Source organism: Streptococcus oralis, assembly GCF_015561235.1.
Taxonomy (GTDB): domain Bacteria; phylum Bacillota; class Bacilli; order Lactobacillales; family Streptococcaceae; genus Streptococcus; species Streptococcus oralis_BK.
Genome location: NZ_JADMTC010000001.1, coordinates 1,286,070 through 1,305,619, shown reverse-complemented (window position 1 = coordinate 1,305,619; position 19,550 = coordinate 1,286,070). Strand labels below are relative to the sequence as shown.

Sequence of the window (19,550 nt, the reverse complement as noted above, 5' to 3'; positions counted from 1 at the left end):
TACTTGCGTCTATCTGCCTAGTCTGATTTCGATTTTCATTGAGTACCCTTTATTTAATGAAATCCTAAACTTTTCTTTTTCATAATAATCTCCCTAAAGAGGCCACCCAATCAGGTGGCTTTTTTGTTTGAAAAAACTCCTTAGAAAAGACTAAGGAGAAAGAATTATGTTTTCTTTTTTAGTTGTTGGTTTCGATACTGTCTAGGTGTTAGGTAATAGTGCTGCTTAAATTGACGGTTGAAGTTTGAAATGTTGGTGAAACCGACCTGGCTTGCAATTTCTTGAATGTTGAGGTTGGTTTGGACGAGTTTTTCACAGGATTTCTCAAGACGTAACTGGAGCAGGTAGTCCATACAACTGGCTCCAGTATGTTGCTTGAAAATACTCATAAAGTGATTTTTACTATATCCAAATGTTGCAGCCAGTTGCTCAATATGAATGGGTTCTGAGTAGTGCTGTTCAAGGTAGCAAATCACTTCTTTTAGTTTTTGGTATTTTTGGTAGGTATCATCTGTATAGTGTCGATTGACGTATCTATACTTAAAGAGAAGATGAAGCAATTCGTATAGTTTAGATTTTATGAGTAGGTCGTAGTATATGCCTTTTTCTTCAAGGATAGAAAAGAGTGAAAGAAGGCAGGATTGAATTTGATCATAGGCCTTATCTCCTGGTGATATTTGAGGAGTTAGGCAAAAGTGACCAGAGTGGAGGGGTTGGATATAGCGTTGGCTAAAGCTGTCAATCTGACTTCTCCCAAGATAATCTAGATGAATTCGAAAGCTGGTAGAAAATAGTTCTTGATCTTTGTGAGAATAGATAGCATGGAGAGAGGTCGGTTGGATAAGAAAAATATCTCCTTCACGACTTTCAAAGCGTTCTGAGTTGATATGAACGATGGCAGAACCCTTTGTAACATAAATAATCTCTAGCTCAGGATGACAATGATAGATTGTGTCAGGAGATGTTTTGGATAAGATTTGTTTTTCAAAATCATATGGGAAGTCAGATGGGTTATCTCGTAAGAAACGTGAACGGTCTGCCATGGTAAATCCTCCCAATATTCTATTACTACTTTTATTATACCAAAAAAACTTCCTTATCTAGGAAGTTTTCGAGTTTTAAGCTTTCTTTTTCTTTGAAACAAAGTATAAATTTCTAATTATCTTTTTATATTTTCTTAAATGCTCGTAAAGCCTTATTCTATGTGCTTTCGAGTATTTTTACTGTAGGAAGATACTTCACGTTTCTTTGCATATTTCCTCATGTCTTAGCTGTCAGAAGTGGTAAATAAGTAGTAAATTCATTTGTACTACTAAGCAACAAGACGCTCCTGTTGCTTCTCTTTATTCAAGCGTTTCATTTCTGCCATTGCAGAATCGAATGTTGCATGTGCGTAATAGTTCAGCGTCATGGCTATATTAGCATGTCCCATAATGTACTGTAATGCCTTTGGATTCATTCCTGCATTTGCATAGTTGGTACAGAATGTATGTCGCAAACTATGTGGAGTGATGTGTGGCAATTTATCCTCGTTATACTTATTGTATTTCTTAACAAGACCTTTCATCATGCCGTTGTAATCACTTGCCACTTTTGGATAGTTCTTTCTATTAAGAAAGAGGAAATCACTATATCCATCAATCTCAACACGCTTATCATTCTTTCGATTCGCTAACACTCGCTTAAATGCTTGATAGGCTTCTTCAACCATAGGAACTTGACGTTCGCCACTTTTGGTCTTTGGTGTTTCAATGTAGTACCCAATTTCAGTATCTCTCAATAGCTGATGGTCTATATTGACAAGACGATTCTCAAAATCTAAATCTGGAAGTGTCAAACCACCAAACTCTGAAATACGAAGACCTGTTTTTAAGAGTATCAGAATTTCATCATAATTTTTGCTGTAGGTTTTATCAGCTTTTGCAAAGGCTAACAGTTTTTCTTCCTGTTCTTCTGTTAGTACGGTCTTAGGGACAGTATCATCATCAAGAACTGCTTTCAGTTGAAAGTCAAATGGATTCTTCCGAACACAATCATCTTGTATAGCAATATAGAATGAAGCCTTTAAAGAACGTTTGTAGTTATTGATGGTTTGATAAGCATAACCATTTTCACTCATTCTAATAGCCCATTCTTTAGCGTCTGATGGCTTAATACTGTCAATACTTCTTACACCTAACTTGTCTTTCTTCAAAATATCCATAAGATATTTGCGTCCAGTTTCAGTGTTTTTTCTAACCTTTGGTCTTTGAGCGTTCTGTTTTGCGTAAAGCTGGCAGAGTGTCATTTTCTTTCCTACAACATCAATACCATCATGAATGTCTTTCTGTAACTCTGCGATTTTCTCTCTAAGTGAGATACAATCACGCTTTCCTGCTGGTACTCGGTCTGTAGCCACAAGTTTCCACGAGTAAACAAATTGCGGTTCTCCAAATGAATCTATATATTTGTATAAGTATCTTCCGTCTTTTCGTTGGCTCTCTCCAGTCTTTAAGATTCGACCTTTATTGTCACGTCTTTTTTCTGACATGGCATTTGCTCCTTTCCTTTATGGAAAGAGCCTTGATACGACTTAATACTATTTTATCATATACAAGACCCTTTGGCGACGCTAGATTGCGTCCAATGTATCTATAATTTTTTCAAATTGTTTTCGTTTAATCTGAATACGATTGCCATTCATAATCAGCCAATTTGCATTTTTATTTTCCTCTGCCAAGCGTCGTAGCTTGTTTTCGCCAATACGAAAATATTTTGACGCTTCTTCAATGGTTAGGGTATAACGTTCCCAAATAGGAATGTCAGTCTGCTTCATAAAATCCTCCTTTCCAAATCACTTATTTGGATTTCATAAAAGTTGTTTTACCAGCAATCGAACAGCTTTAGCAAAGCTCACGGGAGTTCCACCCCTGCATGGTTCTCATGTAGCCATACTCATTGCCTGCGACGGTTTTATCACGCTCGGACTATTGACTGTATGGGAGTATCATTATCACGATAAGAATGTCGTTGCAGGCAATCCTGCTAAAGATTGCTTCTCGGATCACTAACATGAATCGCTCGCTATCTTTATAAGATAGGTCATGGCGGTTAGTTCCGTTGGCTCTTTTCTTATCGAAACGTATTCGATTACTTTTATTCAGTTTTCAAAGAACAATGGCTCGTTAGCCTATCAAAACACATTGAAAGCTCAATATGCTTTGGTGGAATAACAAACCTCCCTGTTCGGGAAGCGTGGAATGGTTTAGCACGCTTCCACGAAAGGAGAGAGGATATTACTTAATTTCAAATGACAAAATCTTTGTAATCAGTCTGGTTTCCATTCTTCCACGTAAGACTTCATCAACGACCATACTTTGATTGCCATATTCATCTTTCATAAGTCGTAGGGAACGCTTCGTTATGTACCCTCTGTAATGATGTAGAATCTGGTTAATCGCTTCGGTATCGCCATCTGTTGCCTTTACAATGAGAGGAAAGGGAATCATAGGATATTGTGTTTTCATTCTTCAAATTCCTCCATAAACTTTTTAATTAAGGCTAGTCCACTGGTTCTATGCCGATAGACAGTAGAACGGTTCAATTTCAACAGGTCTGCAATTTCTGAATCGCTCATGTCCATAAAGTAAAACAGCAGTAGAATTTCACGTTTCTTGTCTGGCAACTCACGTAATGCTTCACTCAACAAATCATTTTCAACGCCTACTGATAACCCATTGAGTGTAAAAATCTGAAAGTCAGTTGAATAGTTATCTGTTGTCGCAAACTGGCTAACAAGATAATCGCCAACATCCGAAAAGGACACCTCACGCTTTGCAATCCTTGAAAGATAAAGCATATAATTCTTTCGCTCGTCTTCCATAGCACGTTTACAGATATAGTCAAACTGATTTTCTATTGTGGTCTGAAAAGAAGATGGTTTCATGTTTCTCACCCCCTTTCTGTCTAGGAAAGGAAGTGAGCCTTGCTCGTTTATCTCCTTTCACTCTTAGTCCCAATGTGAAAGGGGGATTTGTTGCATTACTGATAAATAAACTTTGTAAAAAAGTTCTGAATAGCCAAAAAAGCATATAAACAGATTTATTTCTCTGTTTACATGCTTCTGTTATTCTATCTATATGATTTATAAAACCACATTGGTGGACGTACTTATCTATTGCAGATAGACGACTTTTTTTGACAAGAACCCAATGTAAGGAAATTTATTGTATATGATGTACTTCATGGCGACGTTGACCTCCAACAAACCGCCATTTGGAAGTAATATACAATATTTTAACAGCGTAAATAGCACTACCATATAACGGTTTTTTTTATTGGCGTTTAGTAGTGCTTTTTATTAAATATAAACCTATAAACCATATAACACGTTTTTCTATACCTGTTTTTAATTCAGTAGGAACAATAAAATGTATAGAGGTGGTCTACTATGCGTAAAAAAGAAGATAAATATGATTTTAGAGCCTTTGGTTTAGCCATTAAAGAAGCTCGATTGAAACGAGGTTTAACTCGTGAACAAGTGGGAGCATTGATTGAAATTGACCCACGGTACTTAACTAATATTGAAAATAAAGGGCAACACCCCAGCATACAAGTTCTTTATGACCTTGTATCGTTACTTCATGTTTCCGTTGATGAATTTTTCTTACCTGCTAATAACTTGGTAAAAAGCACCCGACGATTACAGATAGAGAAATACATGGATAGCTTTACAGACAAAGAACTATCCTTAATGGAATCTTTAGCCAGCGGTATCAACGAAGCAAGAAACATCGAAGACTAATTAAAAGAATCCATACATAACGGAAAGAGCCGATAAAATGAGATTGTATTAATCTCATTTTATCGGCTCTGCGTCTTTGCGTCTGGCTCTGTAATCACAGTTACTTTGAACTGCTTTATTTCAATTAAATTTTCTTGTCTGCATTTCGGACAATAGAGGGGGAATTTTTTTAATTCAGTATCTTCCCTTATCTTTAATCGTGTTTTATTTCCACATACAGGACACAATATCCACTTGTAGTTTATAATAACTATCTCCTCCTTTACACTTTAATTCAAATCTTTATTAAAAAATATTTCATCTTATTTAACAAGAAACCATATTTATATAACAACATAAAATACACTAAGTTATTTTATTGAACATATATCGTACTTTATCTATCCGACTATTTGGACGACGGGGCTGGCAAACAGGTTCACCGGTAGTAACATGGTACCCTTTTAACTCTGTTAAACAAACACTACGTCCATTTGTAAAGAAAGTTAAATCACTACGATATTCTTGAATACACCGAGCAGGGATTTCTCCACTAAGAATGACCTCATTATTTTTCAATTGAGTGTCTACGATGTTCGCACAATATTTAGGAGCATCGTTGTATGCTCGTGAAAGATATTCCTGTGGCGCATAAATTTTAAAACTAAGATATGGCTCTAACAATTCTGTTCCAGCTTTTTTTAAGACTTGTTCCAATACAATAGGAGCAAGCATCCGAAAATCTGCTGGGGTACTAACAGGGCTATAGTATAAGCCATACTTAAAACAGATTTTACAGTCCGTCACATTCCAACCATATAATCCTTGTTCGCAACCATAGCGTATCCCTTCCATAACTGCATTTTGAAATGATTGATTTAAGTATCCAAGAGAAACCGAGCTCTCATACTGCATTCCACTTCCCAACGGAAGCGGTGATACAGATAAACCAATGGAAGCCCAGAAAGGATTTGGCGGCACTTCGATGTGAATGGTATATTCTGCATTTTTTAACGGTCTCTCCATATAAATGACTGTAGGCTCTTTTAGTTCTATCTCCACATGATACTTTTCTTGCAACAGTGCACTAATCACTTCCATTTGTACTTTCCCTAAGAAAGAAAGTATAATTTCATGTGTCGTAGAATCCACGTAATATCGTAGAAGCGGATCACTATCTGAGATTTCCAAAAGGGCATCAAGCAACATTTCTCTCTGTTCAGGTTTACTCGGTTCAACAGTTGTTTGTAGTAGAGGGTGCGGATTTTCAATCTTTTTTCTCTGTGGCAATAGTTTTGTATCTCCAAGAACACTATTTAACTTCAAAAACTCATTTTGCAAAATAACAATTTCTCCAGAATAAGCTCTATCAATCTTACATAATTCACCATTTATTGAAGTATACATTTCTGTAACTTTTATTTTTTCTTTTTCTGATACTCTAACCGAATCTCGTAAATGTAGTACTCCACTATAAAGGCGTATATATGCAAGACGTTGTCTTTTTTTTGTATATTCAATTTTGAAAACATTTCCGCAAAGTTCAGACGGACCTCGATGTGTTGATGAATAAAATTTATTAGTAATAACTTCTATAAGGTTATCAATCCCTATATTACTTTTTGCACTTCCATGATAAAGAGGGAACAGAGAACAATTCTGAAATCTTATGCTTTCCTCTTGTTCGAGTTCCAATGCTTCTAATGATTTACCGGACATATATTTCTCTAAAAGGTCATCGTTTCCCTCTATTACCGTATCCCATTGTTCAGATTCGGTAAAGTTCGTCACACACATATTAGGATACAGTTCTACCTTCTGTTTGATTACAATTTCGGCAGAAAGTTTCTCTTTAATATCCTGATAAACCGTTGATAAATCAATTCCATTTTGGTCAATCTTATTGATAAAAAAGATTGTGGGAATCCCCATTTTCCTAAGTGCATGAAATAATATACGAGTTTGTGCTTGTACGCCATCTTTTGCAGAAATCAGTAGAATTGCCCCATCTAAAACTGATAATGAACGATATACTTCTGCTAAGAAATCCATATGTCCTGGCGTGTCTATGATGTTCACCTTCGTATTTTCCCACTGAAAAGAGGTTATTCCTGTCTGAATTGTAATTCCTCTCTGACGTTCTAAAAGCGTATTATCCGTCCTCGTTGTACCTTTGTCCACGCTTCCTAATTCTGTAATCGCTCCACTGTTATATAATAAGCTTTCTGTTAAGGTAGTTTTTCCCGCATCAACATGAGCTAAAACTCCAATATTAATAATTTTCATGTGATTTTCCTCCATTCAAAAGCCCAAAAGGGCATAAAAATCCCAGTGATAAATACTCTTATCACTGGGATTTTTATGCATAACCATAGGCATACAAAGCATACAGATATTCTCCGGATACTTTAGAATCACATGATAAAGGTATTCTTAAACTGGGTACAAAAAACTAAGCCCTCCTAAAAAAGGACATCCAATTATTTGTTCCCACTATCAAATTGACAGTTTATTTAAGAATACCTTGCCGCATATTTATTAACTCCTTTTAAATAGATACTTAAATAATAGCACGTAAGAGCATATTTGTCAAGGAATCTCCAATTTTTTATCAAAGAGAGTACGTGATTACAAAATAGCTGTAATAATGTACCAATATTTGTTATTCTATAATCTTCCAATTACTCCCGTTCTTTTCAAGTACCAAATCAAATTGAGATACCTGCGTTGCTTTGGTCTGCTGGTCGATATACTCCACTGTCAGCGATACCGTGACTTGATTATCCTTACGATTGTGAATAGGATTTACCAGTTCTTGAAAGATGTACTCTTTTCCGATTGGTTTTAATATCCCGTCATTCACATAGTAGGAAAGTTCACTGGCTGTCGCTGTAGGATAGAGCTTGAAGAACGTCGTTAAAAACTCATTGATTTCATTGGTTGTAATGGAATCAACCGTCCCCTCACTTTCAATGGCTTTTGGTTTATAACTTGATTTCTTAGGTATGTTGGTAATGGTCGGATTCTTAACCAGTACCATATTTCCAGAACCATCTACATAGACACTCACTATATAAGCAGAGTGGACGGTCTTTGTATTTTCTCCCTCTGTAATGAGCTGGTCTACACTGTAGGTTACATTAAACTCATTGTCGCCAGTTGGCTCTACCGTCCATATCTGAAATCCTCTTACAGAAGACGATACAGGAATATCTTTGCGTACTGTATCAACATTGAGAGCTTGAAGTTCATCTGTCAGATAGCCTTTTAGACTTTCCATTCGATTATCAATGGACTTATCGGATTGCTCCCATGAATAGTAGACTTTCGCAAAGTTCTCTACAAAATTTTCTACATGATGAGTATCAACGTATTCCTTTTCTATGATAGTTGTTTCGTGAATAGTATGAGTATCTATAGCTGTAAAGTGCTTGAATATCGCAAAGCTGAAACTAAGCCCTAAAAGTACCCACAAGGCAATCACAACCTTTTTATGAGGATTGACCTTATAGTAGACACGAGGTTTCTTTTCCTTTGGTATCTGTTTTTCTTTATTCTGATTTTTTCTAAATTTCATCATTAAATCTTCCTTTCTCATTGTTTGATTCGTCCTGCTCCCACTAAATGCTGTTGCCAGTAGGGGCTTGTTAAGTCGGCATAACCGATTGGGTCGCCTGCATGAAACATACGGTTATTGCCAAGGTATATCCCAACATGAGTAATATAAGAGCCAGCGTTATAGGTAGAATGAAAGAAAACCAAATCGCCAGCTTGTGCTTCCGATAGTGGGATATGCTGGGTCACATCATATTGCTGTTGTGCGGTTCGTGGTAAGTTAATTCCAGCTTTTCCATACGTCCATTGTGTCAGTCCGCTACAATCAAAAGAAGTAGTCGGGGAAGCTCCACCGTAAACGTATCGCCAGCCCTCATATTTCAGTGCTTCGTCCATGATGGCTTGTACCGTATCATCATCAAACTCTGTTGTGACAAGATACTGCGTTACCAGTTGCACATAAAACATATTGCCATAGTTGTATCGCCAGCCCCCATTGATAGGTATGGCTATGGGATTGGGGTAAGACACTTTTTCGCCACCTGAATACTCTTTTGAGAAACTTTGAGCCAGTTCAAAGGTATATTTATTTCCACGATTAGCCACATACCCTAAGAAACCACCACCATAATTGTAGGACTGGATAACCGATTCTAAATCTACACTGAGCCTTTCGCTACTGGCTAATAATTCACTGAAATACTTCACACCTTGCTTAATGGATTCTTCTGTACTCAATGAATTAGGTGGAAGACCGAGGGATTCCGAGGACTGCATAACATCTTCCGCAGTACCGCCCGATTCCACCTGTATAATCGCAAGAAGTATGTTGACATATTCTTCAACGCCATATTCTTTGGCATATTTTTCTACCATAGGCTTATGAGCCAGCACTTCTGCGGAAACATTCACACCTCCATAATGAATATTGGAAATTCCGCTGTCCTGTTCATCTGAAAATAAAATGGCAACAAACAGAAGCAGTGAGAAGACCATCAAGAATAATCCAGAACCACCAATCACTAAAGTTTTCAACTTCATGGTTTCTTACCGACTTTCTTAATGGTGGCGGTTTTGATTGGTGGTCTACTTCTTGTATTTTGTAGTGGTACTCTTTGAACAGTAGACGGACGTTCTTTTGTGATTGGACGTTGTGAAGTTCTATCTGCTGTAGTGGTTGAAGTTGCTGGCTTTTGAACGGTTTTTTCTTGAACGGTATTGCCTTGGCGTTCCACTTTTGGACTTGAAAAATCGGACTTAACTGCTGGACGCTCTTGTTTGGCTTGTTGAGATTCCTTATATGAAGTCTGAATATTAGACTGTTTTGAGGTCTGTTCATCATGATATTGTTCTTGTCTTGTAGTCGGTCTTTCATGAACAGAAGAAGCAGGCTGTTTTTTCTGTTTGACCTGTTCCATTTCAGAGCGACGCTTCGCAATGGTTTTTCGCCTTTGTTCCTGCTGTTCCTTGCGTCCACTGGCTCTGTCCGCTTTGGTTTGAGAAATACTACTGGTTAAATCACGGACATTCTCTTTTACTTTGGATTTTCCTTGATATACTGCATATCTTGCATTGGTCGGCAAATCTTTAACCTGTTCTTTCAAACCACTAGCAGTGTCTACCATTCTGTCTTTGGTATCAGCTACTGTACCGATGGTTTGACCGATACGTTTTCCAAGTGTTGATTTTTCCTTTCCGTCTGGTCGGGAGTGATCTGCTTGTGTCCTTGCAGAACTCCCCGAACCCGACTGTCCTTTTTTACCTGTAACAATGGCAGACCCAGCCCCTAGAGTAGTCATGGAACGTCCAAGTTTCCGCTGTAGACGGTGCATGTGAGCGTGCATAAGCATACGAGGTTTTCTCATCACACGACTTCCCACACTTTGAGAATCGTTACTCTGTAGAGAAAACATACTCATTAAATCGCCCAGCTTGAAGTAGATTCCTGCAAAGGTCACAATCTGTAGAAAAGCAATCAAAAAGAACGGATAACCAGCCGATAAGGTATAGAGCATGGTTGAAATACTAAATGCTGTCGTAATAATCAATGTGATTCCAGCTCGTGTCAAAATGGTATTAAAGAGCTTTGTTATGGCTCGTTTTGACATACCATCAAATGATGGAATCATGCTTAAAATAAAGCTCACAGGCAGAAACATAGCATAGATGATAAAAAGTACCTGCGAGAAAATCATGATTCCTGTTAATAGGAATACAAATATGGAAATCCCAATATTGAAGACAAATAGGAAGAAGACTGTACCTAAACGGTTAATGGTCTTTGTAATGGTTAGATTGGTATTGCTTCTGTCTTCAATTTCTTCCGCAACAATTTTTTCTCTGTCTTCGCCATTGTTGGAATCTGGGCTGGTGGAGAGCAGGCTTTCCACACGGTCAATACCGATACTTTCAATGTCTGAACTGTTGTATTGAAGCAGTAGTCACGGTTGCTGAACCTGTATGGAAAACAGGCTATCTCTGATTAAGTCCACGCTGTCCTTGCCTTGACTATCGGAATGGGGCATGACAATCTTCGTGCCAAGTGATAAACTGGCATTACTGATGTCTGATGAAAAGTCATTGATTTTTTTAATGTAGTCGGGAGCGTAGGCAATAAAGGAAGCCGATAGGATAAACACCAGCACAAAATTCATAATGGCATGAATTGCCTTTGTGGTTTCTCTCTTTATCAGTCCCGTATAGGCAACATAAACCCCAAGAACCAAAATCAAGAGTAAGAGGAATCCAACATAGAAACCCTCTGTTGAAAATCCGTTTGCACTCACACCAGCTAAGGTCTGCATATTCTTACCAATGGAATCTGCTGTAGCGGAAATGAAGTCTAAGGAATAGGCTTCCTGTACTAAGTAACCTGTCGCATTGGAAACATACAAACTGATTGTCCAAATAAAATTGGTAATGGCATATAGTCCATACATGACCTGTTTTCCAATCCCGTCCGACCAGTTCCACGGAAGCCAGCCCCAGCTATTATCCACATAAAAATCCAGTTGATAGTTTTCAAGTGGGTATCGGCTGTATTCATTTGCCACATTGACCGTATCATCTACCAAGCCCGCAGCTTGAACCACCGTTCCCAGCATGGCTAAAAGAAAAATGGCAATCACAAGTGTGAAAGCCACTGTCATTGCCACTTTACCTAGACGTTTCAGCGTCCAGTTTGATTTTATTCTGTTTACTATTGATGGTTTCACATTTACACCTCTTTTCGCACAGGTGGTCTGGTATCAAAGGCATGGAGCAGTTCTTCAAATACAGGGTGGAACTGTATCACACCGACACGACCATATAAATCACTGATAAGGCATTGCCCGTTTTCCAAATCACGCAATCGCTTCTGATTGTTTTCGTCCTCTGGGTCTACACCAAAAAAGGCTAAGGTCTTTTTAATCTCGTTAAGGTCAGTGGAACGAAATGCAAATTTTAAGCCGAGGTTATTTTTCAGTTTTTCATCTAAGAGGTCGTCTGTATTTTGGGTCACGAAATATACCCCAGCGTTCATAGCACGACCAGCCCGAACCAGCTTCATAGATAGTGTTTTTCCTTGTGCTACCTGTAAAAAGCTCCATGCTTCGTCTAAATCTACAATCTTGAAAATGCTTCGGTCTGTATGGATAAAGTCTAAAGCAAAGGTACTAATGACAATCAGCATAGCAACGGATAAAAGCTCCATAGTGGTATATTCCTCAAAGGAAGTTTCCTTGTCGGGAAGTACCAAGTCCGCAACCTGTATAATGTTCAGTTGTTTTTCTAAGCTGATAGACTGCTCCACATAACCATTACTGAATAATAAATGTGCAAAGTCATAGTCTGTAAAACTTTCGATATGGTCGGCTATACTGGTACTTAGTGGCGTATTCTCAACCCGTAATTCCTCAATCACTTTCATCAACCCTCGTACTTCACTATTGGTTACTGCACGAATGGCTTTTCTAAGGATTGGGAAGCGTTCCCCATCACGAGAGGAAATCCCCGTAAGGAATGTCAGAATATCAATAGCCAGTGATTCAGAATCTTTGGGATTTTTCATAATCACATAAGGGTCAAGTAAGCCTTTGTTTTTCTCATCAGAAGTCAGAGTGACGATATTGATTTCATGGGAAATCTCTGGCAAGGTTTCTTTCCATCTGCCACGTTCTGCTTTTGGGTCTACAATCACTGCTTGTGCCCCATAAAGCACCGCATAATAGACGATAAGGTTATTCGCAAAGGATTTACCACCACCCAGCGAACCAACAAAAGCCGACGCTAACGCATTGGTTACTGAACCCTTAACCCCTTGACTGGCAAGAGCAGGTTTCAGATAGACATTGCGTCCAGTATCTAAGCTGTAGCCAACATAAATCCCCTCATTTTCCCCCAGCATTTGAGTAGCACCAAAACCTAAACCAGCGAGGAAATCAGAGGTCACGTATTGAATATAATCATTCATATAACGCTTGCTGGCAGGTAAAAATTCTTCATGTAAGCCGAGCATATCCCCAAATGGTCGTACCAGTTTTACGCTTAAATCGTCATAAAAATCTTTCACTTCATTACAACGACGTTTGAGTTCGTCAAGATCATTTGCTGATACCCTTACCACATAAGACAGCTTGTACATAGATTCCTTGCTTTGGTCTAAATTGGTTTCCAGCTCATTCACACTTTCCAGAGCTTCCGCCACATTGGAGCTGGTTTCATTATCACTTTGCCAAGCGTGGTTATCCAAGTCTTTCAGTTCTTTCTTTTTATTGCGGACAGTAGATAGGGCTTTACGATTCGCTACAATTTCCACATTCATTGACGTATCAATCGGGAATGTAAATTGCTGTTGCTGGTAGTAGAAGATTTCAGAGGACGGGAAGTCCAGTTCTCCGACAATGCTGTTAATGGTAAAGTAAGCTACATAGACGGTTTCATCTTCCTGCTGGATTTTCAAATATCGCTGTTTTTCTTCCACCAAACAGCGAGTAGGCTTAATCAAGTCATAGTATTTAATCAGCGTTTCATTATCCAGCTTTTTCTTTGATAGATGGTACTCATACTCTTCATAGGCAGTGCCTGTCTGTCCGTAAAGGTGTTCAATCAGATAGCCGAAGTCGTCCTTATCTAACCTGCGGATTTTGAAACGACGAGAGATTTTATTTTCTAAGAGCTTTTCCAACTTCTGAAAACGCAGGATTTCATCATTACTCATACTAACAAAATCGCCCATCAGCTTATGGTTCACATCATAGACAAAATCAGACAAAGCATTTTTTGCTTCAACGGTAAGACTTTTCATAGAAAACTCCTGATCGTTGAGAAGCAACTTAAAGCCGATAAAGAAACGGTAGTTCACTTGATTTTCGCCAATCATGGATATTAAAGCGTCTGTCTGTTGGTCGATTTTGTCATAGGCAACCGCTTTGAGCTTGCCAGTGACTTCATTTTTGGAACGCTCTTGTGCAGAACGTATGCTGGATTCTGTACTGATTTGTAAAGCATGAATTTTGCCATCACGATTTTGTGCGATAAGCTGTCTGAAAGAATCATGCACTTGTATTTTCTGTTCTGGACTTAGAAATGAGTAATTGTAAGGAACAAGCTCATAGTAAGCATAACATTCCCCGTCTTTATTCCAGACGAGATTGTTTTCAATGTATTTAATTGGATATGCCATAAAATTCACTCCTAACTGCTGTAATGGCTTCTTGTGGCTGGTTTCTGCCAAGCGTTACTTTTTTTCCTGCATAGGTCAGCTTTGGTCGCAGTGCATAAGCAATGACAGACTTCAAAAATCCATAAGGCTTTTTACCATCAAAAGTTTTTGTAGACATAAACCATGTGAAAGCCACAGGAATCCCAAAGTATTTGAGAAATGCTCCCTCTATCATGGAAAGAGGGGGCAAGTTGCCAAGTATCATCACTGCAAAGAGTGACACGACAAACCATGTCATTTGCGTAAAGGTTATGGGAAACGGAAGTCTAAAATCATTGATAGAATACAGTACCTTTTCCACAGACCAGATACTGGTATAGCTTCGTATTTTCTTCATGTAATCAATCCTTTCATAAAAAATAGGGGTAGCTGATTGAGCCACCCCGTAAAATAGAAAATCTGCCAGTAGTAATGTACCGACAGATTTAATAGACGATTTCAAAAATCCCATGATTGGTTGAGATAAACGTTCCTGAAAGGTCTAAATCCCGACCATAGGCTTGATAATCAATATAGTTTTGAAGACTAGCTGGTACTTCGCCTAAAGCACCCGTTTCTTCAATGTAGTAGCGTGCCACGTCATACATATCATCACAATCGGAATGAATGATAATATCCTCTTGATGTTCGCTTAGTTCTTCAATGCTTGAAAAATGAGTGAGCAGAGCAGATAGCTCCGATTGTAATTCTTCGGGTAATTCCGATACCATTTCCCATAGTCGATTGAGTTCGCCAATGGAAGTGTATTCGTCAACCGTAAAGGGTAACTCGTAGTCATGAATGGCGTATTCCTCATATTCATCATTCAAGCCGATTTTCTCTTTGACTTCCTCAAAGTCAATGGGAAAGGTAAACCACGCACCGACCAATTCGCCCTCATTGTATTTGCCTAAATTCGCAATATAGACTTGCATATCGTCCATATATTCACGTCCTTTCTTTGTAGAGATTCAAAAATCCCTACCGCACTTCGTTTGGTGTACCATTCCTTTGCGGAACATAAGAAAACCACTTATATTCCACAAAAGAACGGTTTTATTTAAGCACCAATAATGCGATTGAATAGCTCTAGTAAAATGTCTTTTACTCCAGCAGCGTTGAAGACTAAGCCAACCGCAATAATCGCAATAATTAAAAAGCCAATCAGTTTGCTAAACTCACGCTTGAAGCCAAGATACAAGCCAATCACAACGATTGCTAAAAGCACCAGTGATTGAGCGTTTGATAGAAACCAGTTATAAAGGTTTTGTCCAAAATTCATAAAAATGTTCTCCTCTCTATATTCAATGAATTTGTATTTGAGTTATTTTTTTGGGGTATACACTTTCTGGTATGGATAGAGATTCCATGCCAGATTTTTTTATACAAAAAAGAGGACATTTGCTGTCCCCTCGTTATACAATCAATTCACCACAAAAATCATGAAAGAAGGTTAAACAAATGTCCCATAATGATTCTATCCTAAATATTCTTGGAATTAAAGATAAAAATATTAAAATTATTTCTGTTGAAGAAGCTGAACACAACAACGATTCTGTTAAAGAGTATATAACGCTAATAACAGCTACTCTTTCTTATCCGATTAATCGTTGTCGTAACTGTGGCTTTCCCACAGTTAATAAGGATGGCTTTCGCAAAACTCATGTACGACTGGCAAGTTTAAATGGGAGAAGATATGAACTAGAGCTTCGTAAACAACGCTATAAATGTAAATCATGCCATACTACTTTTGGTGCTATTACTAATTTAACCAAAGAAAATCAAACCTTATCCAGTGATCTCAAAAATCAAATCATGCTTTTAGCTCGTAAAGGCTTATCTGGTCAGCTTATTGCTGAAATGTGTCACTGCTCTCCTAGCAGTGTTCGTCGAACAATCTTAGAGCGCATGGAACCACACTATCGTGTGGCTAAGTTGCCTAAGCATCTATGTTTTGACGAGTTTCGTTCAATTAAGTCTGTGATGTCCTTTATCTGTTGTGACGCTGAAACCCACCAAATTGTCACAAAGTTACAGGATCGTCTATCACCTACCATTGTTGATTATTTTGAAAGTCGTTATTCAAAAGCCGAACGCGAATGCGTTCAATCAGTTGTAATTGATTTAAATGCTCAATATCAAAGTTTTATCTATCGCCTTTTCCCTAATGCCAATATCATTATTGATCGCTTCCACCTTGTACAATTAGCTGGTCGCGCTTTGGACAATTGTCGTATCTCTATCCTAAAGCAACTTGATAAACAGAGCCAAGAATATAAAATTATGAAGTCACATTGGAAGCTATTCCATAAAAAAGCTGAAGATCTTCACCCTGAAGAAGTAGTTTTTCTTCGCGGCGTTAAACAATATATGACTCGCCAAAATGCTGTTGATCTCATTACTAGTAAATTTTCCAAGTTCGCTGAAGTATACCAAACTTACCAAGATATCACGAAAGCCCTAAACGAGCGCAATAGTGAATTACTAGAGTCAACCATCTTAGACTACCAAAAAACCAATACAGAAATGGATACTGCTATTCAAACCCTTCGTCAAAACAGAAAATATGTCTTAAATAGCGCTAAATTTGAATACTCTAATGGTCCTTTAGAAGGCATCAATCGCAAAATCAAAACCCTAAAACGAACTTGTTATGGTTTTGCCAATCAAAAATTTTTCTTTTTAAGAATCGATTGTATTTTTTCGTAAAAAAATACCCCCTACATTTTCGTAGGAAGTATTTTTAGTCAACCATACCAGTTGACAGATATCCCACTTAGGACATTTTCCTACAAGGGGTCCCGAGCGCTTAGTGGGAATTTGTACCCCTTATCGATACAAATTCCCCGTAGGCGCTAGGGACCTCTTTAGCTTCTTGGAAGCTGTCAGTAGTATATCTAATAATTTATCTCCATTCCCTTTAGTAACGTGTAACTTTCCAAATTTAAAAAAGCGACTCATAGAATTATTTCCTCCCGTTAAATAATAGATAACTATTAAAAATAGACAATACTTGCTCATAAGTAATGGTACTTAAATTGTTTACTTTGGCGTGTTTCATTGCTTGATGAAACTGATTTTTAGTAAACAGTTGACGATATTCTCGATTGACCCATTTTGAAACAAAGTACGTATATAGCTTCCAATATTTATCTGGAACATCTGTGGTATGGCGGGTAAGTTTTATTAAGACACTGTTTACTTTTGGTTTAGGATGAAAGCATTCCGCTGGCAGCTTAAGCAATTGCTGAATCGAGACTTGAGTGTGCAAGAGCAACCCTAGTGTTCGGTGAATATCCAAGGTACGCTTGTAGAATCCTTCTTCAACAATCAGATAGATGTCAGACGCACGGCTTTCAAAAACCACTTTTTTAATAATTTGTGTGCTTAAATGGTAAGGAATATTCCCAACAATTTTATACCTCTGTTTGTTAGGGAATTGAAACTGTAGAATATCTTGGTGAATTAAAGTGACACGAGTATTCAGTTTTAATTTTTCTGACGATAAGTTGAATAGATGACTGTCTAATTCAATAGACGTTACCTGTTTACTTATTTTAGCCAGTTTCGTCGTTAAATGCCCTTTACCTGTTCCAATTTCGTAAACGGTATCGGTTTCTTTTAAATTCAATTGTTTTATTATTTGGTTGAGTACTTTTTCACTCGTTAAAAAGTTTTGAGAATATTTTATATTTTTGTTCATGTAATCTCTCCTGAAGTGATTACATCTATAAACAAATACAGAAGTTAAACGATTTGTTTGTAATTTTAGTTATCTGTTTAAAAAGTCATAAGATTAGTCACTGGTAGGAATTAATCTAACGTATTTATTTATCTGCGTAATCACTGTTTTTAGTCTGTTTCAAAACAGTAGATGTTTTATCTACATTACGCATTTGGAATACCAACATGACGAATCCCTCCTTCTTAATTACAAATTTTTAGCATCTAATTTAACTTCAATTCCTATTATACAAAATTTTAAGATAATGCACTATCAACACACTCTTAAGTTTGCTTCTAAGTCTTATTTCCATAACTTCTTTTACGTTTCCGCCATTCTTTGCTGTTTCGATTTTTATGATATGGTGCAAGTCAGCACGAACACGAACCGTCTTATCTCCCATTATATCCTTTTTTTGTTGTTATCACGTCCTGTTCTTTTACTGACTGTTGCTTCAAAATCTGCTTGTGTCGGTCTGTCAGTTTCGCATGGTCGAGAATGTCTTTTACAACCTGCGTCTGGTTGATTTCATCAAGTTTAATCGCAACCTTTAAGGTCGGGGCAACTTGATGAGATAGCCAGTTCAGCGTCCTTTGGAAGGAGTAAGGCTCTGGTTTTGTGGTTAGTTTTAATCGTTCACGATTGTTCCCAATAAACCAAGCCCATTCTTCATTCAGTTTCCAATCAGAACGAGGTTTGGAATCGTCTTTATCTACAAAACGGATATACCGATTGATAATTTTAAAGGCGGTATGCTCTGGATTGTCATAGACGAGTAAATCACGGACTGCATAATAGGCACGCTCATTTTTCAATCGAATCTCAAAACGGTTTTTTACTTCTGCGTCTTCAATGGGAATATCATTTTTCTTGTACTGCTCGTAGTCCTTTTCATAGATACAGAAATAAACTTCACTTTGTAATGAACCGATATAGAGGGTGTTTCCCATACATTCCTTTTCCTCTTTGCGTACCAGTTCGCCACTGCGATAGCTTTTAAAACTGCGGAAGACGGAGATACATTCTTCCTGTTGGCACTTTTCAGTGAGTACAGGGATATTCAAAATCCCTGTCTTATCGTTAATGGCAAGGTCAAGGCGTTTCATCACACCGCCAGCCACCAAAACGTCCATAAAGAACTCATACCAGCTTCTTTGTTGTGCCAGAAGATAGCTTTCAAATTGTCTGCACCCACGACCTTTCAATTCCACCAGAACTCCTTTGTCCAGTTCATGGGAGCAAAGGACGAATATGTCGCCTAAAGCATAATGCTCTGAATAAGAATAGAAACCATAGTCCTCATGAAGAAAATAGGACAGTTTCAGTTGTAAGATGTTTTCGACCACCTGCTGTACGTCTGTTGTCGGAAAGCGAATCCTTACATAATCAAACAGCATTTCAAGGGGAGCGTCGGGATTGAAGCGTTCCAGAGCTTCCCAAAGGGACTGCTGTAAATCCTCTGATGGCTTGACTTTTCCTGTTTCAATATCGCTTAGATACTGCCTTGTAATACCAGTCGCAACAGCTAAACGGTTTTGAGATAGTCCATAAGCCAAGCGTTTTTCTTTTAAATGCTGTAACCAAGTTTGTTCATTCAGTAAAAATCCCTCCAATCAAAAAGGCGTATGTCAACTTTTAAAGCCCATTTGACATACGCTGAAATTTTGTAAATCCCTTGTAACCAAAGGATTTTCTAATGTTTTTTTGACTGTTTCCTGTCGATTTGTACCCCCCTGTTAGAAATAGTGGGAAAATATGAAAAAAAGCCCTTTAAAATGAGGCTTTTGAGGTGTATTTCCTTTTTTTGGTAGCTAATATGGTAGCCA

At 37.9% G+C, this 19,550-nt stretch carries 21 protein-coding genes and 2 pseudogenes; 3 read left to right on the top strand and 20 right to left on the bottom strand.

Translation table 11 applies throughout. The features are described 5' to 3' along the window. Nucleotides 1-164 precede the first annotated feature (164 nt). From I2H52_RS06655 to I2H52_RS06645, 3 genes are all read right to left on the bottom strand, one after another. On the bottom strand, nt 165-1,043 hold the full coding sequence (locus tag I2H52_RS06655) for an AraC family transcriptional regulator (protein WP_195594813.1): 879 nt from the start codon (nt 1,041-1,043) through the stop codon (nt 165-167). 269 nt (nt 1,044-1,312) lie between these two features. Then, nucleotides 1,313-2,530 (bottom strand): tyrosine-type recombinase/integrase, encoded by a 1,218-nt coding sequence (locus I2H52_RS06650; protein WP_001291561.1) that lies wholly within the window; start codon nt 2,528-2,530, stop codon nt 1,313-1,315. 81 nt (nt 2,531-2,611) lie between these two features. Beyond that, nucleotides 2,612-2,815, bottom strand: a complete 204-nt coding sequence (locus tag I2H52_RS06645) for an excisionase (RefSeq protein ID WP_000814511.1) — start codon at nt 2,813-2,815, stop codon at nt 2,612-2,614. On the opposite strand from I2H52_RS06645, the gene I2H52_RS09720 reads away from it, so the two are divergent. Continuing rightward, complete coding sequence (locus I2H52_RS09720; RefSeq protein WP_001845478.1) at nt 2,799-3,050, top strand: hypothetical protein; 252 nt, start codon at nt 2,799-2,801, stop codon at nt 3,048-3,050. The two genes, I2H52_RS06645 and I2H52_RS09720, sit on opposite strands and share 17 nt — an antisense overlap. 225 nt (nt 3,051-3,275) lie before the next feature. Here I2H52_RS09720 and I2H52_RS06640 read toward each other — a convergent pair whose 3' ends face one another. Next, nucleotides 3,276-3,506 (bottom strand): helix-turn-helix domain-containing protein, encoded by a 231-nt coding sequence (locus tag I2H52_RS06640; protein WP_000857133.1) that lies wholly within the window; start codon nt 3,504-3,506, stop codon nt 3,276-3,278. Then, a complete protein-coding gene (locus tag I2H52_RS06635; RefSeq protein ID WP_000804885.1) occupies nt 3,503-3,925 on the bottom strand; it encodes a sigma-70 family RNA polymerase sigma factor in 423 nt (140 codons plus the stop codon). Before I2H52_RS06635 ends, I2H52_RS06640 begins: the two co-directional genes overlap by 4 nt. A gap of 504 nt (nt 3,926-4,429) precedes the next feature. Between I2H52_RS06635 and I2H52_RS06630 the strand changes: the two genes are divergently transcribed. Continuing rightward, the gene (locus I2H52_RS06630; protein WP_001227347.1) at nt 4,430-4,783 is read left to right on the top strand and encodes a helix-turn-helix transcriptional regulator; all 354 of its coding nucleotides are present in this window, start codon (nt 4,430-4,432) and stop codon (nt 4,781-4,783) included. Between the two features lie 59 nt (nt 4,784-4,842). On the opposite strand, the gene I2H52_RS06625 is transcribed toward I2H52_RS06630, so the two are convergent. The 10 genes and pseudogenes from I2H52_RS06625 to I2H52_RS06580 form a co-directional block, all read right to left on the bottom strand. Further along, the gene (locus I2H52_RS06625) at nt 4,843-5,010 is read right to left on the bottom strand and encodes a cysteine-rich KTR domain-containing protein (RefSeq protein ID WP_000336323.1); all 168 of its coding nucleotides are present in this window, start codon (nt 5,008-5,010) and stop codon (nt 4,843-4,845) included. Between the two features lie 118 nt (nt 5,011-5,128). Beyond that, a complete protein-coding gene (gene tet(M) / locus I2H52_RS06620; RefSeq protein WP_000691736.1) occupies nt 5,129-7,048 on the bottom strand; it encodes a tetracycline resistance ribosomal protection protein Tet(M) in 1,920 nt (639 codons plus the stop codon). 15 nt (nt 7,049-7,063) lie between these two features. Next, nucleotides 7,064-7,111 (bottom strand): annotated as a pseudogene (locus I2H52_RS09855) (hypothetical protein); the annotation flags it as partial. A 313-nt stretch (nt 7,112-7,424) separates the two neighbouring features. Continuing rightward, nucleotides 7,425-8,360, bottom strand: coding sequence for a conjugal transfer protein (locus I2H52_RS06610; RefSeq protein ID WP_001224320.1), 936 nt, complete (start codon nt 8,358-8,360; stop codon nt 7,425-7,427). Continuing rightward, nucleotides 8,357-9,358, bottom strand: a complete 1,002-nt coding sequence (locus I2H52_RS06605) for a lysozyme family protein (RefSeq protein WP_000769868.1) — start codon at nt 9,356-9,358, stop codon at nt 8,357-8,359. Before I2H52_RS06605 ends, I2H52_RS06610 begins: the two co-directional genes overlap by 4 nt. Next, nucleotides 9,355-11,532, bottom strand: a pseudogene (locus tag I2H52_RS06600) (CD3337/EF1877 family mobilome membrane protein). Before I2H52_RS06600 ends, I2H52_RS06605 begins: the two are co-directional and overlap by 4 nt. Nucleotides 11,533-11,534: 2 nt before the next feature. Continuing rightward, on the bottom strand, nt 11,535-13,982 hold the full coding sequence (locus I2H52_RS06595) for an ATP-binding protein (RefSeq protein WP_195594811.1): 2,448 nt from the start codon (nt 13,980-13,982) through the stop codon (nt 11,535-11,537). Next, entirely contained in the window at nt 13,966-14,358 is a 393-nt protein-coding gene (locus tag I2H52_RS06590; protein ID WP_000723888.1) for a conjugal transfer protein, read from the bottom strand. Before I2H52_RS06590 ends, I2H52_RS06595 begins: the two co-directional genes overlap by 17 nt. Before the next feature lie 88 nt (nt 14,359-14,446). Further along, complete coding sequence (locus I2H52_RS06585; protein WP_000342539.1) at nt 14,447-14,944, bottom strand: antirestriction protein ArdA; 498 nt, start codon at nt 14,942-14,944, stop codon at nt 14,447-14,449. 116 nt (nt 14,945-15,060) lie between these two features. Further along, the gene (locus I2H52_RS06580; RefSeq protein ID WP_001009056.1) at nt 15,061-15,282 is read right to left on the bottom strand and encodes a hypothetical protein; all 222 of its coding nucleotides are present in this window, start codon (nt 15,280-15,282) and stop codon (nt 15,061-15,063) included. 179 nt (nt 15,283-15,461) lie between these two features. On the opposite strand from I2H52_RS06580, the gene I2H52_RS06575 reads away from it, so the two are divergent. Then, nucleotides 15,462-16,709 (top strand): ISL3 family transposase, encoded by a 1,248-nt coding sequence (locus I2H52_RS06575; protein ID WP_000019067.1) that lies wholly within the window; start codon nt 15,462-15,464, stop codon nt 16,707-16,709. A gap of 256 nt (nt 16,710-16,965) precedes the next feature. On the opposite strand, the gene erm(B) is transcribed toward I2H52_RS06575, so the two are convergent. The 5 genes from erm(B) to I2H52_RS06550 form a co-directional block, all read right to left on the bottom strand. After that, nucleotides 16,966-17,703 carry a 23S rRNA (adenine(2058)-N(6))-methyltransferase Erm(B) gene (gene erm(B) / locus I2H52_RS06570; protein ID WP_001038795.1) on the bottom strand — a complete coding sequence of 246 codons (738 nt, stop codon included), beginning with the start codon at nt 17,701-17,703 and terminating at the stop codon, nt 16,966-16,968. 124 nt (nt 17,704-17,827) lie between these two features. After that, a complete protein-coding gene (locus I2H52_RS06565) occupies nt 17,828-17,911 on the bottom strand; it encodes a 23S rRNA methyltransferase attenuation leader peptide (RefSeq protein ID WP_001814874.1) in 84 nt (27 codons plus the stop codon). Between the two features lie 48 nt (nt 17,912-17,959). Then, nucleotides 17,960-18,127: an MLS leader peptide gene (locus I2H52_RS06560; RefSeq protein ID WP_000502600.1), complete on the bottom strand. Its 168-nt coding sequence runs from the start codon at nt 18,125-18,127 to the stop codon at nt 17,960-17,962. Then, nucleotides 18,117-19,337, bottom strand: a complete 1,221-nt coding sequence (mobT, locus tag I2H52_RS06555) for a MobT family relaxase (RefSeq protein WP_000398285.1) — start codon at nt 19,335-19,337, stop codon at nt 18,117-18,119. The genes I2H52_RS06560 and mobT overlap by 11 nt, the downstream gene beginning before the upstream one ends. Before the next feature lie 22 nt (nt 19,338-19,359). Further along, complete coding sequence (locus tag I2H52_RS06550) at nt 19,360-19,479, bottom strand: conjugal transfer protein (protein WP_079261586.1); 120 nt, start codon at nt 19,477-19,479, stop codon at nt 19,360-19,362. Between the last annotated feature and the right edge of the window lie 71 nt (nt 19,480-19,550).

Excerpts from the sequence above, each read along its gene's own strand:
- I2H52_RS09720 (WP_001845478.1), top strand. The coding sequence starts at position 2,799 with ATGTCAGTCTGCTTCATAAAATCCTCCTTTCCAAATCACTTATTTGGA.
- I2H52_RS06560 (WP_000502600.1), bottom strand. The coding sequence starts at position 18,127 with ATGGGAGATAAGACGGTTCGTGTTCGTGCTGACTTGCACCATATCATA.
- I2H52_RS06605 (WP_000769868.1), bottom strand. The coding sequence starts at position 9,358 with ATGAAGTTGAAAACTTTAGTGATTGGTGGTTCTGGATTATTCTTGATG.
- I2H52_RS06655 (WP_195594813.1), bottom strand. The coding sequence starts at position 1,043 with ATGGCAGACCGTTCACGTTTCTTACGAGATAACCCATCTGACTTCCCA.
- I2H52_RS06635 (WP_000804885.1), bottom strand. The coding sequence starts at position 3,925 with ATGAAACCATCTTCTTTTCAGACCACAATAGAAAATCAGTTTGACTAT.
- I2H52_RS06585 (WP_000342539.1), bottom strand. The coding sequence starts at position 14,944 with ATGGACGATATGCAAGTCTATATTGCGAATTTAGGCAAATACAATGAG.
- I2H52_RS06630 (WP_001227347.1), top strand. The coding sequence starts at position 4,430 with ATGCGTAAAAAAGAAGATAAATATGATTTTAGAGCCTTTGGTTTAGCC.
- I2H52_RS06575 (WP_000019067.1), top strand. The coding sequence starts at position 15,462 with ATGTCCCATAATGATTCTATCCTAAATATTCTTGGAATTAAAGATAAA.
- I2H52_RS06650 (WP_001291561.1), bottom strand. The coding sequence starts at position 2,530 with ATGTCAGAAAAAAGACGTGACAATAAAGGTCGAATCTTAAAGACTGGA.
- I2H52_RS06565 (WP_001814874.1), bottom strand. The coding sequence starts at position 17,911 with ATGTTGGTATTCCAAATGCGTAATGTAGATAAAACATCTACTGTTTTG.
- I2H52_RS06595 (WP_195594811.1), bottom strand. The coding sequence starts at position 13,982 with ATGGCATATCCAATTAAATACATTGAAAACAATCTCGTCTGGAATAAA.
- I2H52_RS06590 (WP_000723888.1), bottom strand. The coding sequence starts at position 14,358 with ATGAAGAAAATACGAAGCTATACCAGTATCTGGTCTGTGGAAAAGGTA.
- I2H52_RS06580 (WP_001009056.1), bottom strand. The coding sequence starts at position 15,282 with ATGAATTTTGGACAAAACCTTTATAACTGGTTTCTATCAAACGCTCAA.
- I2H52_RS06645 (WP_000814511.1), bottom strand. The coding sequence starts at position 2,815 with ATGAAGCAGACTGACATTCCTATTTGGGAACGTTATACCCTAACCATT.
- I2H52_RS06640 (WP_000857133.1), bottom strand. The coding sequence starts at position 3,506 with ATGAAAACACAATATCCTATGATTCCCTTTCCTCTCATTGTAAAGGCA.
- I2H52_RS06610 (WP_001224320.1), bottom strand. The coding sequence starts at position 8,360 with ATGAGAAAGGAAGATTTAATGATGAAATTTAGAAAAAATCAGAATAAA.